Source organism: Variovorax sp. dw_954 (assembly GCF_018449755.1).
Lineage (GTDB): Bacteria > Pseudomonadota > Gammaproteobacteria > Burkholderiales > Burkholderiaceae_C > Variovorax.
The window spans coordinates 39665-54604 of sequence record NZ_JAAVVD010000038.1 but is presented as its reverse complement, the minus strand read 5'-3'; the positions used below and the strand labels follow the sequence as shown (position 1 = coordinate 54604).

General features: G+C 64.6%; 13 protein-coding genes. 8 read left to right on the top strand and 5 right to left on the bottom strand.

Annotated features, from left to right (window positions below):
• The 3 genes from HB681_RS35095 to HB681_RS38865 all read right to left on the bottom strand — a co-directional run.
• Positions 1-2372: hypothetical protein (locus HB681_RS35095; RefSeq protein ID WP_213959512.1), on the bottom strand; the 2372-nt coding region annotated here is incomplete at its 3' end.
• Positions 2373-2392: 20 nt separating this feature from the next.
• On the bottom strand, positions 2393-4216 hold the full coding sequence (locus HB681_RS38870; protein ID WP_213959511.1) for a type VI secretion system Vgr family protein: 1824 nt from the start codon (positions 4214-4216) through the stop codon (positions 2393-2395).
• Positions 4164-4865: a type VI secretion system Vgr family protein gene (locus HB681_RS38865; protein ID WP_213959510.1), complete on the bottom strand. Its 702-nt coding sequence runs from the start codon at positions 4863-4865 to the stop codon at positions 4164-4166. The genes HB681_RS38870 and HB681_RS38865 overlap by 53 nt, the downstream gene beginning before the upstream one ends.
• A gap of 253 nt (positions 4866-5118) precedes the next feature.
• Between HB681_RS38865 and panE the strand changes: the two genes are divergently transcribed.
• The 6 genes from panE (at position 5119) to HB681_RS35055 (ending at position 10641) form a co-directional block, all read left to right on the top strand.
• Complete coding sequence (gene panE, locus HB681_RS35080) at positions 5119-6060, top strand: 2-dehydropantoate 2-reductase (protein ID WP_213959509.1); 942 nt, start codon at positions 5119-5121, stop codon at positions 6058-6060.
• Positions 6061-6073: 13 nt separating this feature from the next.
• A complete protein-coding gene (locus HB681_RS35075; RefSeq protein WP_213959508.1) occupies positions 6074-6781 on the top strand; it encodes a haloacid dehalogenase type II in 708 nt (235 codons plus the stop codon).
• A gap of 38 nt (positions 6782-6819) precedes the next feature.
• Entirely contained in the window at positions 6820-7149 is a 330-nt protein-coding gene (locus tag HB681_RS35070; protein ID WP_213959507.1) for a hypothetical protein, read from the top strand.
• 41 nt (positions 7150-7190) lie between these two features.
• Entirely contained in the window at positions 7191-8522 is a 1332-nt protein-coding gene (locus HB681_RS35065) for an MFS transporter (RefSeq protein WP_213959506.1), read from the top strand.
• A 95-nt stretch (positions 8523-8617) separates the two neighbouring features.
• Positions 8618-9193, top strand: coding sequence for a VOC family protein (locus tag HB681_RS35060; protein WP_213959505.1), 576 nt, complete (start codon positions 8618-8620; stop codon positions 9191-9193).
• Positions 9190-10641, top strand: coding sequence for an NAD(P)/FAD-dependent oxidoreductase (locus HB681_RS35055; protein WP_213959504.1), 1452 nt, complete (start codon positions 9190-9192; stop codon positions 10639-10641). The genes HB681_RS35060 and HB681_RS35055 overlap by 4 nt, the downstream gene beginning before the upstream one ends.
• Positions 10642-10674: 33 nt before the next feature.
• Here HB681_RS35055 and HB681_RS35050 read toward each other — a convergent pair whose 3' ends face one another.
• The gene (locus HB681_RS35050) at positions 10675-12708 is read right to left on the bottom strand and encodes a tetratricopeptide repeat-containing protein (protein WP_213959503.1); all 2034 of its coding nucleotides are present in this window, start codon (positions 12706-12708) and stop codon (positions 10675-10677) included.
• Between the two features lie 210 nt (positions 12709-12918).
• Between HB681_RS35050 and HB681_RS35045 the strand changes: the two genes are divergently transcribed.
• Positions 12919-13290 carry a hypothetical protein gene (locus HB681_RS35045; RefSeq protein WP_213959502.1) on the top strand — a complete coding sequence of 124 codons (372 nt, stop codon included), beginning with the start codon at positions 12919-12921 and terminating at the stop codon, positions 13288-13290.
• A gap of 26 nt (positions 13291-13316) precedes the next feature.
• Positions 13317-14021 carry an SDR family oxidoreductase gene (locus tag HB681_RS35040; protein WP_213959501.1) on the top strand — a complete coding sequence of 235 codons (705 nt, stop codon included), beginning with the start codon at positions 13317-13319 and terminating at the stop codon, positions 14019-14021.
• Between the two features lie 92 nt (positions 14022-14113).
• Here HB681_RS35040 and HB681_RS35035 read toward each other — a convergent pair whose 3' ends face one another.
• The gene (locus tag HB681_RS35035; RefSeq protein ID WP_213959500.1) at positions 14114-14926 is read right to left on the bottom strand and encodes a methyltransferase domain-containing protein; all 813 of its coding nucleotides are present in this window, start codon (positions 14924-14926) and stop codon (positions 14114-14116) included.
• Positions 14927-14940 lie beyond the last annotated feature (14 nt).

Genomic DNA, 14940 nt, shown 5'->3' with positions numbered 1-14940 from the left:
ATAGCCTCGAAATTGGCCCCATGATCTTTGGTCTTTCCGTAAAGATCGGCTTCGGCAGGACGCTTGGCGAAGTAGCCGAATAAGTCCTTCAGAGCGTCAGGACTGTAAGTAAAGTCGTCTTCAACTAATTTGCACCGAGGACCAGTTTCTTCGCGAACTTGAGCAAAGAAGTGAGTTAGCCTTAAAGCGGTGGCAAGCTTGTATTCATCCATCATTGAGCCAATTTCATCAACGATCGATTGCAGTCTGGCCTTATCCCCATTTGGAAATATTACCTGCAACATTTCCAGCGTAAGTCGACTACATGTTGGGAAGTTTGCTGCCAAACCCACTGGATGAAAATGGTAGACAACCGGACTGCTCGGAAACGCATGCTTACCAGCCAGCTCGGACCACCATTGCAGTTCGTAGATCCGCAGTTTTTCCCACGCCCAGTCGCCCGCAAACTCGCCCATGTGGGCATCCAGCGCATCCCATTTGCCCATCGCCCCGCCCCATTCACTTTCGTATCGCACGATCAGGCGTGACAGTGTCTGCGCCAGCCAGGGTTTCCTGAGGGCCGCCCGCAACTCGGCGGTGCTCAACTTCTCATCCTTGTCGGTATCGAGCACGTCGTAGAGCTTCTGGAACAGCGCACCCTCCTTTGCACGGTCGGCCTTGGCTTCGAAATTGTCCTTGTCCTCGGGAATTTCGAGCTTGTGGTCTACGACCTGCTTGCCATGCAGATCCGCAGGCTTGACTGCCCTTTCCTCTACGATTTCGAAGCCCGGCCAATCCCATGGGGATTGCAGATTCCCTTTCTCGCAAATCCAACCTGTGGTGTTGCCTTTGCCCTCGGCCTCGTCGACATCCATCAACCACCAGCGCACGCCCTTGTCGTCCGTCGCGCTTCGCTTCAAGGTCTTGACTGCAGCGACTCGCAAATAGTTTGCCTTTGCGCCTGTAGCGTTGGCTTGCTGCAAAGGGAAGTCAGTCCAACCGTCCAGTGCTGACCTTGTTGAAACGCGCCTGCCATTTGGTCCCAACTGCGCTCGCTCAACCCAGAATGCATCGCCGGTGGGAGTGACCTTCGGCTTCGGGTGCTTGTTGTTGGCCGTGGGCGCCTCGGCAGCCGAGACGGTGATCTCCGTGACCTCCGCCCATTCGCCACTCGAGGGCGAGCCACCGCGCACTTGAACGTCCTTGCCGGCAGCCAAAACGCGGTCTGACCCCGCTGGCACTACGAGCTTCGTGCCCTTGCTCACAACGAGGAGTGTCTTCTTGCCGGGCTCCAGTTCCTTGGCACGGGCCCGGCTCTTTTCGATGAAGACCTTGACGTCTTCGCCACTAAAGACCTCGATATGCACCAGCGGCCGATCGCCCGCAGTGAGGATGCTGCCTGCGTCAGCGTGGCGTTGGTATTGGCCCAGGTGCCCGATCAACTCACCCGCCTTGATGGCCATGGGCTTGTCGAGCACGCATACCGCGTCCTTGGTCTTGGGCTCAGCGGGTGCGGGAGTCAACTCGCTTTGAAATACCCAGCCGAACGGCGCCGTGGTATCTGCCCGATTGAGCGGGTCGACTTCCATCTGGCCCCCATCGACGCTGGCGATCTTGCGCCAGGGCCCGCTGCCGGGTTCCAGCGTCACGGCTGTTCCGGGCGGAAGCCAACCGATCTGCGCAGTGCCCTTGCCGGCCTGTCGCACGTTGACGCCCTTGTGTTCCGTCTGCGGCGCCGCATAAGGGCTGAGGCTCGGTGCCTTATCGCCAACGACACGCTTGCACTCATCGCCCCAATAAGCCGGACGCGCCAGTTTGGCATCTGCGCGGTAACCGGCCCAATCGATCAGGTGCATGTACAGGCTGAAGAAGACCAATGAAGGCTCCTGCGGGGCCGGGGCTGGCGCGCTTGACGGCGAGGTCTTGGACGCCGGTTTGGCGGCGGCTGCGGGGGTGGGCGCGGGTGCCGGTGAGTGTGCTGGCGTTGTCGCGCCCGAAGGGGCAGGCTTCTGAGGAGCTGGCGGCAGTTGCAGACGGTGCTTGACCAGTACAAAACCTCGGGAATAGGCCACCTTGCCCTTCTCGAACTCGAGCTCTGGATACGCGCTGTCGATCCGATAGGCGATCACTTCGCCATCGGCCATGCAGCGCACGCCCGGGCCTTGCATCAAAGCGCCGGCTGTGGAGCCGTCGAAATGAATGCCCCCATGCCAGAGGCCATTGGCTCCGACGGGGTAGAAGCCGTCTTCCGCCATCGAAAGCACCGAGAAGTAGGTGTTGGGATCGGCTATTTCCTTGGGCTTTGGCGTTGCAGCCCTGGGATCGTCCACGCCCGAGAAGGGATAGACCCATTTGCTCACGGGCGCCGGGGATTTGCTTTGTTCGTCTGCCATGGGTTACTTCTTGTTCTGCTTCAGCCGGAAAAATCGACCATGCGGCGCGGCTTGGTGCTCGTCGTGGTTACGTCCGGGAATTCGGGCTCCTTTACCGGCAGGTTGGCCGGCCCGACCAAGCTGTGCACCGCCGCATGCTCGCGCCAGATTCCATTGGTCCCGCTCTCGATTCCCGAGGCGTTCCATTTGGTGTAGCTGGTGCCGCCGTTGATCACCACCTCCTCCTTCGCAGTGATGGTGATCTTGTTGGCGGTGTGGGTGATGTTGAGCTTGGCCAGCAGGTTGATGCTGTCCTTTAGCGCGGTGATGTCGATGTCCGAACTGGCAGCCACCAGCTTCATGCCGGACTTGTAGGCGAACATGCGCACCGCTTCCTTGACGCTGACGAGGAAGCTCTTGCCTGCAGAGACGCTGGTATGGGCGCCGCTGGTGATGGCGTGATGTTCCTTGCTCGCGAGATGGGTCGAGCCGGCGGTGGTCGCCTGGATGCCGCTGGGGCTGGCCAGCACGAGGTGTGGCTCGGTCAGTTCGGGGAATTCGCCTTGCGCGCGGTTTCCATGCGAACCCTTGATCGAATCGTTCTGCGCCTTGAGTTCCTTGGTGACTTCATCCTGGTCGCCGGTTTGATGCGCCTTGGCCTGATGCGCAGTGTCGCTCAGGCTCTCGTGCTGGTCGCGCCCAGCAGTGAGGCGGGCAACGGTCTCGCTCATGTCCGTGATGTGCGCATTCGCGTTGGCGCGCGGTTCCGTCGTGAGCAGCATGCCTTCGGCCGCGCGGACCGCCCCATGCCCATCGGTGCGCAATTCGAACCCCTGTCCTCTCGGGTCTTGCCGCCCCACGTTGCGCTCGATGCGCGTGATGTGCCCCAGGCTCAACTGGCTGGCATCGTGATCGCTGCGGATCTGCGCCTGGATCTTGCCCTCGGTGTCGTCCAGCAGCACATGGTTGCTGCGCCCCATTGGTGAATTGCCTCCTTGACCGGCCAGTTCGCGGCTGCGCAATCCCGTCAACGCCTTCTGCTGTGGCAGTTCCCAGGGCGGCATGCGCCAGGCGTTGTAGACCACGCCTGTGACCAAGGGGTGGTCTGGGCAACCATCCAGGTGCATCACGACAACCTCGGAGCCGACGCGCGGGTGCGAGACCATTCCGGTTTCCCCACCAGCCCAACTGCTGCTCACACGCACCCAGGCGGAGTGCCTGCCTTCGCGGTCCCAGTGGTACTGGATGCGAATCCGCCCGTACTCGTCCACGTGCAGCGAGCCTGCCCCCTCCGGACCGACCACGGTGGCGGTCTGCGGGGCCAGCACCTGCACGCGGGTGCTGTTGTGGCCGCGCCCCGGGCGCCAGTAGACGTATCGCCGGGACGCAATGAAGCTGTTGCTGTATTCGGCGGGCTTGCCGATTTCCTGCAGATAGTTGTTGCTGGCGGTATGCGTGGCCGAGACGATCAGGTACTTGCTGTCGTTGTCGGTGCGGCTCTTGACGCTGAAGTGCTCGATCAACTGGAACCAGCGGCCCGGTTGCACCTGGTAGTTGTTGCTCTCGGCCGCGTGGTACTTGGCGACGGCGTCGAGTTCGTCGGTCCGCAGGTTGACGTAGTCGCTGCCTCCGGTGGCGCGCAGGCCGTAGGCGCCGGCGTATTCGTGGACTTCGAGCCGCGGCATGTCGCCGGGCTGGTTGTGGGTGATGGTGGTGGCGAGGACCGGGCGCGGGTTCTTGAAGTTGAAGCTGATGGCGGAGTATTCGGTGGCGATGCTGTCGCGCGTGGGAGCCCAGGACTCGATGGCGTCTTCATCGGCGGGGCCCGCCGGCGGTGTGGAAGCGGATCTCGGGGCTGTCGCCATCGATGGCCGGGCCGATGGTGGTGTCGCCGGTGAGGACCAGCGTATGGCCGGCCTGGGTGTGCTCGTAGCGGTAGGCCATGCCGAGCGCTTCCCAGCGCGCGTGCAGGTAGTTGGCGTCCGTCTCGCCGGCCCCGCCACCCTGGCAGGCCATCGTCACTTGCGGGTCTTCGCGCGGGGCGAGCCATTGCCACTGCGGCAGCGCGCCGTAGTCCGCGAAGATGGTGGCGGTCTGGTCTTCCAGCGTCTGTGCGAGGAAGACCCGGTTGTTGCTGCGCAGGGTGAGGTAGTGCAGCCAGGGCCGGAGCACAGCCAAGTAGCGGGCCACGCCGTCGTCGGCCTTGACGAGGGTGAACTCGAAGCAGTAGCCGGTGAAGTAGCGCAGGCTGCCGTCGGGACGAACGAGGGAGACGACCAGCAACTTGCCCAGCATGTCCTTCAGCTTGAGCCTGGCGTTGTCGGCCAGCAGATGCAGCGTGTAGCGGAAGTCCTGGCTCAGCGCCTCTTCGGCCTCGAGGCGGTCGATGACGATATTGACGTCGCCCTGTCGTCCGTGGGTGTCGGTGACCTTGGGGGCGTCGTCGTGGGGGAAGGCCAGGCTGATCAGGCGCTTGCGCTGATCGAAGCCGAATGAAAAGAATCTGCGTGGCATCGCTGTCCGATGTGTCGAATACATCCAGGACAGCCTGCCGCGGTTTTCCGCAGTCCTTGTATCGCCATCCTCCCTTGCATCCATTTGGCTTGCACCAAAGAGCGCCGAGGATCGTAGCGCAAATTCCCTGCATCGATCCTGAGCCGAAGGCATGGAACACCTGCGCAGGGGCTTTGACCTTGGCTCCGCGACGCCGTTTTTTGCAATCGACTAAAACCGTCCTCAGGCAAAAAATGCCTGAGGAGCAAAGCAGATGAGATTCCTGGTGGTGGGCGCCGGCGCGCTCGGCGGGTACTTTGGCGGGCGGTTGCTGCAGGCGGGGCAGGACGTGACCTTCCTGCTGCGGCCACGGCGCGCGGCGCAGATCGCGGCGAATGGCCTGTGCATCAAGAGCCCCGCGGGCAATGCGCACATCCCCTCTCCGCCGCACGTGCTGTCGGACGACATCGCCGAGCCCTTCGACGTGGTCATCGTCGCCTGCAAGGCCTACGACCTGGCGCACACCATCGATTCCTTCGCCGCGGCCGTCGGCCCCGAGTCGGCGGTGCTGCCGCTGCTCAACGGCATGCAGCATCTGGACGTGCTGTCGGAACGCTTCGGCCGCGAGCGCGTGCTGGGTGGCCTCTGCCTGATCTCCGCGGCGCTGGATGAAGCCGGCAACGTACTGCACCTGAACGACATGCACGCCCTGACCTTCGGCGAACTCGGTGGCGGACGTTCGGCACGCGTCGACGCCATCGCGGCGGCCTTCGCGCCGGCCAACTTCACCAGCACCGCGAGCGACAACATCATGCAGGCGCTGTGGGAGAAGTGGGTCTTCATTTCCTCCATGGCCGGCATCACGACGCTGATGCGCGCCAGCATCGGCGACATCGTGAGCGCGGGCGCGGCGGACCTGGGGCTGGCATTGTTCGAGGAATGCCGTGCCATCGCGGCGCACAACGGCTTTCCCCCCAGCGCCGCTGCAGTGGAACGCGGTCGCGCGATGGTCAGCGCGGCAGGCTCGCCGATCACGGCGTCGATGCTCAAGGACATCGAGCGGGGCGCGCCGACGGAAGCGGACCACATCCTCGGCGACCTGCTCAGCCGGGGCGCCGAGGCCGAGGCCGATCGCTCGATGCTGCGCATCGCGTATGCCCACCTGAAGACCTACGAGGCGCGCCGGTCGCGCGAGGAAGCCGCGCGCGCCGCATGAGGAGACCGCTGCCGTGAAGCACATCGAGGGCATCGTCTTCGACCTGTATGGCACGCTGTTCGACGTGCATTCGGTCGCGGCCCGCTGCGAGGAGTTGTACGCCGGGCGCGGGTCCGAGATCAGCATGCTCTGGCGCCAGAAGCAACTCGAGTACACCTGGCTGCGCAGCCTGATGGGTCAGTTCGTCGACTTCGAGAAGTGCACCGAGGACGCACTGGTCTTCACATGCGCGCAGCTTGGCCTGCAGCTGGGCGCAGGACAGCGGCGCATGCTGTGCGACGAGTACCTGCGCCTCCAACCATTCACCGAGGTGCCAGTCGCGTTGCAGGCGCTGAACGCGCTCGGGGTGCCGCTGGCGATCCTCTCGAACGGATCGCGCCATTCGATCGACGCGGTCGTGCGCAACGCGGGCCTGCAGGATGCCTTCGCGCACCTGCTGAGCGTGGACGAGGTGCAGGTCTTCAAGCCGGACATGCGGGTCTATTCGCTGGCCGAACGGAAGCTCGGGGTGGCGCGCGCCGACATCCTGTTCGTGTCGTCCAACGCGTGGGACGTCACCGGCGCGCGCTGCTTCGGCTTCGAAACCGCATGGATCGATCGGCGCGGCGGCACTTTCGACGAGATGGGTCAACGGCCCGACCATGTGCTGGGCGGGCTCGACAAGCTGGTGCACCTGCTGTCGCACACCGACGTACCCGGACTACAGGACCGCGGCGCCTGAGTGGCAAGAATGGTGTGCTTCGCAGACGGGAGATCACCATGCACACCGAAGCCATGAACACGAGCGCGCGGCGCCAACCTCTTGCGCTGCTTCTTCTCACGACGGCGCTGATGGGCCTTGCTGCATGCGATCGCAAGCCCTCCACGCCGCCTGCACCGTCCGCCGCGATGGCGCCTTCGGCCAGCGCGCCCTCTTCCGGCGCGCCGGCAGCCACGGAATTGCGCCCGCAATCGAGCGTCGCGCCTGCCGCCGCCACACCCGCCGACAACGCCCCCAAGGACGTGGACAAGGCCCAGGAACAAGGCACGTCGAGCAGCAGTCCGAGGGTCGTCGGCCCCACCGACGGCAACGGCGCCCCCCCGAAGTAGCCCTCATCCGCACGGTCGCCGGCGCGGCCACAATCCAGCCGATGCGCGCCACCCACAACGACAACTACCAGCCCGCACGGGCCTGGTTCATCACGGTGCTGCTCGCACTGTTCATGCTGATCAACTTCATCGACAAGGTCGTCATCGGCCTGGTCGCGGTGCCGATGATGGCGGAGCTGAAGTTGTCGCCCACCGAATTCGGCTGGATCGCGGGCAGCTTCTTCTGGCTGTTCTCGGCCTCCGGCGTGATCGGCGGCTTCGTCGCCAACCGGGTCAGCGCCAAGTGGATGCTGCTGGTGATGGCCGCGACCTGGAGCGTCGCGCAGTTGCCGATCATCCTGTCGTCGTCGATCGCGATGTTCGTGTTGTCGCGCGTGCTGCTCGGCATCGGCGAGGGGCCGGCCGCGCCCGTGGCCTATCACGCCTGCTACAAGTGGTTCCCGGACAGCAAGCGGGCGCTGCCGGTCTCGGTGGTCAACCAGGGAGCGGCCATCGGCGTGCTGATGGCGGGCGTGCTGATTCCGCTGATCACGGTGCATTGGGGTTGGCGTGCCAACTTCCTCGTGATGGCAATCGCCGGCGCGGTGTGGGTGCTGGTCTGGCTGGTGTTCGGCGCCGAGGGGCGCGTTGCCGATGAAGCCGGCAGCACGCAGGCAAGCGGGGCCGAACGGCGCCTTCCCTATCGCGTGCTGCTGACGGACTCCACCGTGCTCGGCGTGCTGGTCATGAACTTCATGGCGTACTGGGGTCTCGCGTTGACGCTGACCTGGTTCCCGGCCTACCTGCAGAAGGGCCTGGGTTTCGACGGCCTCGCGGCCGGGCGGCTGTTCGCGATGCTGACGCTGGTCAACATCGTGTGCAGCCTGGGCCTGTCGTGGTGGTCGCAGCGCCTGCTGGCGCGTGGGGTGCCGGCGCGCAAGGGCCGCGCAGTGCTGGCCAGCGGGGCGCTGATCGTGGGCGGCTTGATGATCGTGGCGGTCGTGCTGCTGCCGATGCCTGTGATGGCGAAGGTCTTCCTGCTCGCGGCCGGTGGCGGCATCACCGGCGTGATGTTCTCGCTGGCACCGGCGATGGTCGGCTCGGTGTCGCCCGACACACAGCGCGGCGCGATGCTGGCGATCCTCAACTCAGTCGCGTCCATCGCGGGCGTGCTGTCGCCGGTGATCACCGGCAGCCTGATCCAGAGCACCAGCGGCGACATCGCCTCCGGTTATGAACATGGCTTTGCGCTGAGCGGCGCACTGCTGGCGGCCGGCGGCGTGATCGGGCTGCTGTGGGCGCACCCCGAGCGGTCGATCGCCCGGCTGGCGCGGGGGCGGCCCCTCACCCCAGCCCTCTCCCCGGAGGGGCGAGGGAGCAAAGCCGGCGGCTGACGCCTTCACGACAGACCACGCGATTTCCCTCTCGCCTTCAGAGTGCGCCTGTGGAACGATGGCCTTCTGCACAGTCCCACGTCACAGGAGAAAGCATGCCGCGCGTCCGCCCGCAGAAGTTCGTTCACGTCGTCTATCGCACGCGCCGGTTCGAGGCCATGCTCGACTGGTATGCCAAGGTCTTCGATGCCCATGTCCAGCACAAGAACCCGGCGATCGCCTTCCTGACCTACGACGACGAGCATCACCGCTTCGCCTTCATCAACCTGGCGGTGCTGCAACCCGAAGGCACGGAGACCAATCGCGCCGGCATCATCGGCGTGGACCACGTGGCCTACACCTACCAGTCCATCGACGACCTGTTCGAGAACTACGTTCAACTCAAGGCGCAAGGCATCCTGCCCTACTGGTGCATCCACCACGGCGTGACGGTGTCGATGTACTACGGCGACCCGGACGGGAACCAGATGGAGTTCCAGGTCGACTGCTATTCGAGCAACGAGGATGCGAACGCCTTCATGGAAGGCCCGCACTTCGCCGCGAATCCGATCGGTGTCGAATTCGATCCTGAAGAATGGCTGGCCCGCCAACGCGAGGGAACGCCCTTGACCACATTCCTGCCGCGCACCGCGCACATGCCGGTGTCGCCGGTGCGAGGTTCCGCCGCATGACCGATGAGTTCGTCGACGTGCTGGTGGTGGGCGCAGGACTGTCCGGCATCGGCGCCGCCTACCACCTGCAGAAGCTCTGCCCGGACCGCAGCTACGCCATCGTCGAGGCACGCAACGACCTCGGCGGCACCTGGGACCTGTTCCGCTATCCCGGCGTGCGCTCGGACTCCGACATGCACACGCTGGGCTATTCATTCCGCCCCTGGACCGATCCGAAGGCCATCGCCGCAGGACCGACCATCCTCAATTACCTGCGCGAGACCGCGAGCGACAACGACATCGACGGCAAGATCCGCTTCGGCCACAAGGTGGTGCGCGCCGACTGGTCTTCGCAGGAGGCGCAATGGACAGTACAGATGCTGCGCGAGAAAGACGGCAGCACCGTCAGCATGCGTTGCGGTTTCCTGTTCATGTGCAGCGGCTATTACGACTATGGCGGCGGCTACCAGCCCGAGTTCCCCGGCATGGACCGCTTTGGCGGCCGGTTGGTGCATCCGCAGAAGTGGCCGGAAGACCTGGACTACGCCGGCAGGAAGGTCGTCGTCATCGGCAGCGGCGCGACCGCCGTGACGCTGGTGCCGGCCCTCGCCGCGAAGGCCGCGCACGTGACCATGCTGCAGCGCTCACCGACGTGGATGGTCTCGCGCCCCTCGGTCGACCCGATCAACACGAAACTGCGCGAGCGACTGCCCTTGAAGATGGCGCTCAAGCTGACACGATGGAAAAACGTGCTGATGGGCATGTATGTCTTTCGCCTCTGCAGGAAGAGTCCGCAACGCATGCGCCAACTGTTGCTCGGCGGCGTGCGGCAGGCGCTGGGGCCCAAGGCCGACATCGCCACACACTTCACACCGCGCTACAACCCGTGGGAACAACGCCTGTGCCTGGTGCCGGACGGCGATTTCTTCAAGGCGCTGAACAATGGCAGCGCGTCGGTCGTCACCGACCAGATCGCATCGTTCACCGAAAGTGGGCTCCAGCTGCAATCGGGCGCCTCGCTCGACGCCGACATCATCGTCAGCGCCACCGGGCTGAAGCTCGCGATGCTCGGCAATGCCGCGTTGTACGTCGACGGCCAGCGCGTCGAACCGGCGCGCACGGTCAACTACAAGGGTCTCATGTACACCGGCGTGCCGAACCTGGCCAACACCTTCGGCTACACCAATGCCTCGTGGACCCTGAAGGCCGACCTGACCGCGCAGTACGTCTGCCGGCTGTTGAATCACATGCGCAAGACCGGCGCGCGGCAATGCCTCGTGCCGGAACTCGGGCCCGATACGCCGCTGCAGCCGTGGGTCGACTTTTCGTCTGGCTACTTCCAGCGTGCCGCGGACCAGTTGCCCAAGCAGGGCACGACCAGGCCGTGGAAGCTGAACCAGAACTACTTGACGGACATGGTGGCGATGCGCTTCGGGAAGGTCGCGGACGGGGTGCTGAAATTCAGCTGACCGTACTGAGTCACAGGGTTCTCCGGCCAGGAGTCAAGCGGCGGGTCCAGCAAGTTGGCCGCAGTCGATGATTTCGAGGAACATCCCTGCCTTGCGGGCGAGCCGCACCATTTCCGCCGTGCCGTCTGTGGACGGATCGAGTTCGTTCCGATCCCAGAGGGCGAGCAATGTGACCCGGTCGGCGCCCCAGGCCTGCGCCTGGCGCAACATCCATCGATTGCCGCGCGACCAGGGTGTCATGCCGCGTGCACTCAGCCAACGGGGCAGACCAGCCGCGCTGTGCATGAGGTAGGTGCGCTCTTGCGACTGCGCATCGACAAGATCGAAGAAGCGGTTGCGCCAGTCATCCTCATACTGCTTGAACACCTCGTCCGCGACGGCGTTGCGCGACATCGGCAGGCACAGCCAGGTTTCGATGCCAAGCGGCTTGCAGCTCTCCAGCGCGAGGATGTCGGCCCCGGGCGCCGCCGATGCGAGCATGGTGATGCGCTCGTCTTCGCGCTTCATTCCACGCAGTGCGTCTTCGATGAGGCTGCGGGCTCTTTGCTGTGCGGCAGAGGGAAAGCGCGGCTTCGGTGCATTTGCCTTGTCCACGGTATGGCCGCTGAACACGACAAGATGGCGCCTGCCCGATTGCACGCCCGCCGCAGGACCGTCGAGGGCCGTGATCACGGCTTGCGCCACGTCTGCACGGATGCCGAGCTGGGCGAACAGTTCCAATTGGCCCTTCGCGGCGTCCCAGTAGAAGCTCCCGAGTGGAACGGCGTTTCGATAGGCTTCCGCTGCAATAGCGGGATCTGCTTGCAGCACGCTCAAGGGCTCTGTCAGGAACACCAGGTCTGCGGCACTGATGGCGGCCCAGACACGATCATCATCGTTGCCATCGGTGAATGCCCGTTCGATCGACGCGCGCACCACATGCTGCAGCGTGGCCAGATCACGCTTCAGGACTCCCACGTATTGCTTGGCGGCACGCTGCCTGTCATGGGTGAACAGGTTCGCGAAGCCCGGGCTTTGGGCGAGCGATTGCAGGATGCACCCCATCTGGAACGCCGCGATTCCGGGGAAGAAACTGTTGAGATCGGTCTTGTAGGCGTCCCGATAGGCTTCATAGGACAGCTTGGCCTTCACGTCGATCGCCCTCGCGCGACGTTGCTCCGGCGTGTCCAGTTTGCTGAACGCCAGGCGCCAGAGCGTCTTCAGGTTGCGCCCCTTGAGCGCAAGTGCCTCCGCACGATCGGTGGGCGGCAGGGGCTTGCGAGCGAGCACGCGCTCGATCGCTAGGTTGGAGCGTTCGAGCAGCGTCGCCTCGCCTGTCTGCTTGAATTGGCGTTCGTACAAGTTGGCAAGCGCGAGGTTGGCGTCAAGATCGTATGGAGCGGCCCCGCGCACGATCTCCCAGGTTGCAATCGCCGCCTCGTAGTCCTTCGCATTTTTCCACTGAGCCCGGCCGATGGCCTTGAGACCTTGTCGTTCGAAGCGCTCGCCCATCACATCATCGGCCAGCAAACGCAGCCAGCCCTTGTCGGACCGCGCCGCCGCGAGTTGGACCTCCTCGATGAAACTCAAGTGCAGCACGTCGACACTGCTCACGTCGGCTTCGGGCAGCTTGGGCAGCGTGAGGAAGATCGGGCTGTCAGTCTCGCGCGCGCCGGCAAGACCGGCTCGTATGGCGGCTACGAGATCACCCAGCGCCGCGCCCGGGTTGGCCACCGGGTACGGCATATACCGCCCACCCGCGATGTCGAATGGCGTCACGTCCGCGGATGGGTTTCCCTTGATCAGCACCGTGTGCTTCTTTCGCAACGCATGGCGAACGCCGAGCTCGTAGAACACGTTGGCGTTGTGCACGGTGATGTCGCATATGACGATGTCAGCCTGAAGGATGAGCTGGAACATGTCCTCGTGAATGCTGCCCGCGTCGAGTACCTCCGCGGTGGTGTCTCCCATGAGGTTGCATTCCTTGATCGCCTCGGCAATCAGGTCACGGTGGACCCGCTCGAAGTCGATGACCTGACCCTCGGAGTCCTTCTTCTTGCCGAAGCCTCGAATCACGAAACAGCGCATCGCATATTCCTTTGAGTCGAACGTTGCTCCCCCCGGCAGGTTAGCGAGAGCCCGTGAATGGCGCCTCCCATCCATTGGGGATCAGTCGCTCGCGCAACTCGATTGCGCACGTCGTAGCGATCTCGCAATCGGCCAGGCCAGGGTACGACCTGGGTGCCGCTTGCGCGTCACAATCGCCCCTCGGTTGAATTCCAATGGAGCCAGCAAACCATGATCGACGCCGCGCAATTGCGCGAACTGAGTGCCCAGAGGATGGAGGCCAAGGCCCTCGGTTGCCGCTGCACGGCCTTGCAGCAACCATCGTGGGAAAGCATCACGGACGATCGCTGGCCCACGGGGATTGAGCAGGTCGGAACGCTGCGCCCGCCGGGTGTCGACGAGCCCACCTTCGAGGAATTCCACCCGGATGGGACGCGGTACGACTCCGCCCGCGCACCCATTGCCGTCGCATGGTTCCCCGCCAACCGCAGCGACGTATATCTGTGCAGCGTGTGCTGCAGCGTGTTCCTCCGGTACACCGAGTACGGCGGCTACTACGTGGACCATCGCGTGCGCCTGGTCGACCCGGCGCTGGTTGTCTGAACTTTGAATTCCTGAAGGAGAAATCGATGTCGGAGAAAGTTGCTGTCGTGGTCGGAGGCGGAAGCGGCATGGGCGCGGCAGCCGCGCGCAAGCTGTCGGAAAAGGGGTTCGCAGTGACCGTCATGTCCTCGTCCGGCAAGGGCGAAGCGCTGGGCAAGGAACTGGGTGGCATCGGCGTGACGGGGTCGAACCAATCGAACGAGGATCTGCGCCGCCTGGTCGACATGACGCTGGAGCGCTGGGGCCGTATCGATGTGCTCGTGAACGGCGCGGGCCACGGGCCGAAGGGACCTCTGCTGGAGTTGACCGACGAGCAGTGGCAAACCGGCATGGACTTCTACCTGCTCAACGTGATCCGGGCCACGCGCCTCGTCACGCCCGTGATGGAACGCCAGAAGGGCGGCGGCGCCATCATCAATATCTCCTCGGCGTGGGTGCTGGAACCGAGCGCGTTGTTTCCGACATCGGCCGTCTTCAGGGCCGGGGTTGCCGCGTTCACCAAGCTCTTCGCGGACCAGTACGCGGCCAGCAACGTGCGCATGAACAATGTGCTGCCGGGCTGGATCGACAGCCTGCCCGAGAAGGAAGACCGGCGCCAGAGCGTGCCGATGCAACGCTACGGCACCAGCGACGAGGTCGCTGGCACCATCGCGTTCCTTGCCTCCGACGAAGCTGCGTACATCACGGGGCAGAGCATTCGTGTCGACGGTGGGTTGATGCGGTCGCTGTAGGGCGCCTCGTCCTCGGTGCTGCGGGTGCTCCACTTGCCATGCTGAAAGCCCACGGCAAGGGGGAACCTGGCCTTGGCGGGTTGCCCCCTTCGCTATCCCGAGGCCACGATCACATGCGCCTGGATCTTGCCGGCCACCGGGCCTTCGCCATGGCGGATGGCGATGGCCTCCGTCGCACGATCGGTGGCGAGTGGGAGCAAGCTGGCGTCGCGCGCCTCGATCTCGTTGCGCAGCGGCGTTCCGTGGCAATAGGCTGTGGCGACGTCGCGTGCCGAGGCCGAGCGGCTTGTCTCCGCGCGCGTCTCGATGACGATGTCGGTGAACCCCGCGCGGCCGAGGTCCTCGCGGATCAGCGCAATGTCGTGATAGCCGTGCGGCGTGCGGGCGAGGAATCGCGGAGGGTCGACCGGAAACACGGTGGCGACGGCGTTCGTGACATCGTCGGCAAAGGCGTTCTCCTCGATGCGGTCCCAGACGCTGAAGACAAGGCGCCCGCCCGGCTTCAGCACGCGGCGCGCCTCGCCATAGCCGGCCGCCCGGTCCGGAAAGAACATCGCGCCGAACTGGCAGCAGACGACATCGAACGAGGCATCTTCAAACGGCAGGTGGAGAGCGTCCGCCTGCCGCCATTCGATGCGGCTGTCCGCACCTTGTCGGGTGGCGCCGTAGTCGAGCATGGGCAGGTTGAGATCCGTCACCACGTAGCGCACACCGGCGCCCAGCCGTGGCGCCAGCGCCCGCGCGACCACGCCGCTGCCGGCTGCCGTCTCAAGCACCGCGCCGGGCGAGAAGGCGGCGACTCGCGCCGCCATGTCGTCCGCATAGGCCGCGAAGATCAGCGGAACCATCAGCGTGTCGTAGAACTTCGGGATCGACCCCGCGAACACCTTGTCGCTTTCAGCCATGTGACCCCTTTAAG

Bases quoted from the DNA above. Each gene is read 5' to 3' on its own strand.
- HB681_RS35070 (WP_213959507.1), top strand. From the start codon at position 6,820: ATGCACACCGAAGCCATGAACACGAGCGCGCGGCGCCAACCTCTTGCG.
- panE (WP_213959509.1), top strand. From the start codon at position 5,119: ATGAGATTCCTGGTGGTGGGCGCCGGCGCGCTCGGCGGGTACTTTGGC.
- HB681_RS35040 (WP_213959501.1), top strand. From the start codon at position 13,317: ATGTCGGAGAAAGTTGCTGTCGTGGTCGGAGGCGGAAGCGGCATGGGC.
- HB681_RS35055 (WP_213959504.1), top strand. From the start codon at position 9,190: ATGACCGATGAGTTCGTCGACGTGCTGGTGGTGGGCGCAGGACTGTCC.
- HB681_RS35035 (WP_213959500.1), bottom strand. From the start codon at position 14,926: ATGGCTGAAAGCGACAAGGTGTTCGCGGGGTCGATCCCGAAGTTCTAC.
- HB681_RS38870 (WP_213959511.1), bottom strand. From the start codon at position 4,216: ATGGCGACAGCCCCGAGATCCGCTTCCACACCGCCGGCGGGCCCCGCC.
- HB681_RS35060 (WP_213959505.1), top strand. From the start codon at position 8,618: ATGCCGCGCGTCCGCCCGCAGAAGTTCGTTCACGTCGTCTATCGCACG.
- HB681_RS38865 (WP_213959510.1), bottom strand. From the start codon at position 4,865: ATGCCACGCAGATTCTTTTCATTCGGCTTCGATCAGCGCAAGCGCCTG.
- HB681_RS35050 (WP_213959503.1), bottom strand. From the start codon at position 12,708: ATGCGCTGTTTCGTGATTCGAGGCTTCGGCAAGAAGAAGGACTCCGAG.
- HB681_RS35065 (WP_213959506.1), top strand. From the start codon at position 7,191: ATGCGCGCCACCCACAACGACAACTACCAGCCCGCACGGGCCTGGTTC.
- HB681_RS35045 (WP_213959502.1), top strand. From the start codon at position 12,919: ATGATCGACGCCGCGCAATTGCGCGAACTGAGTGCCCAGAGGATGGAG.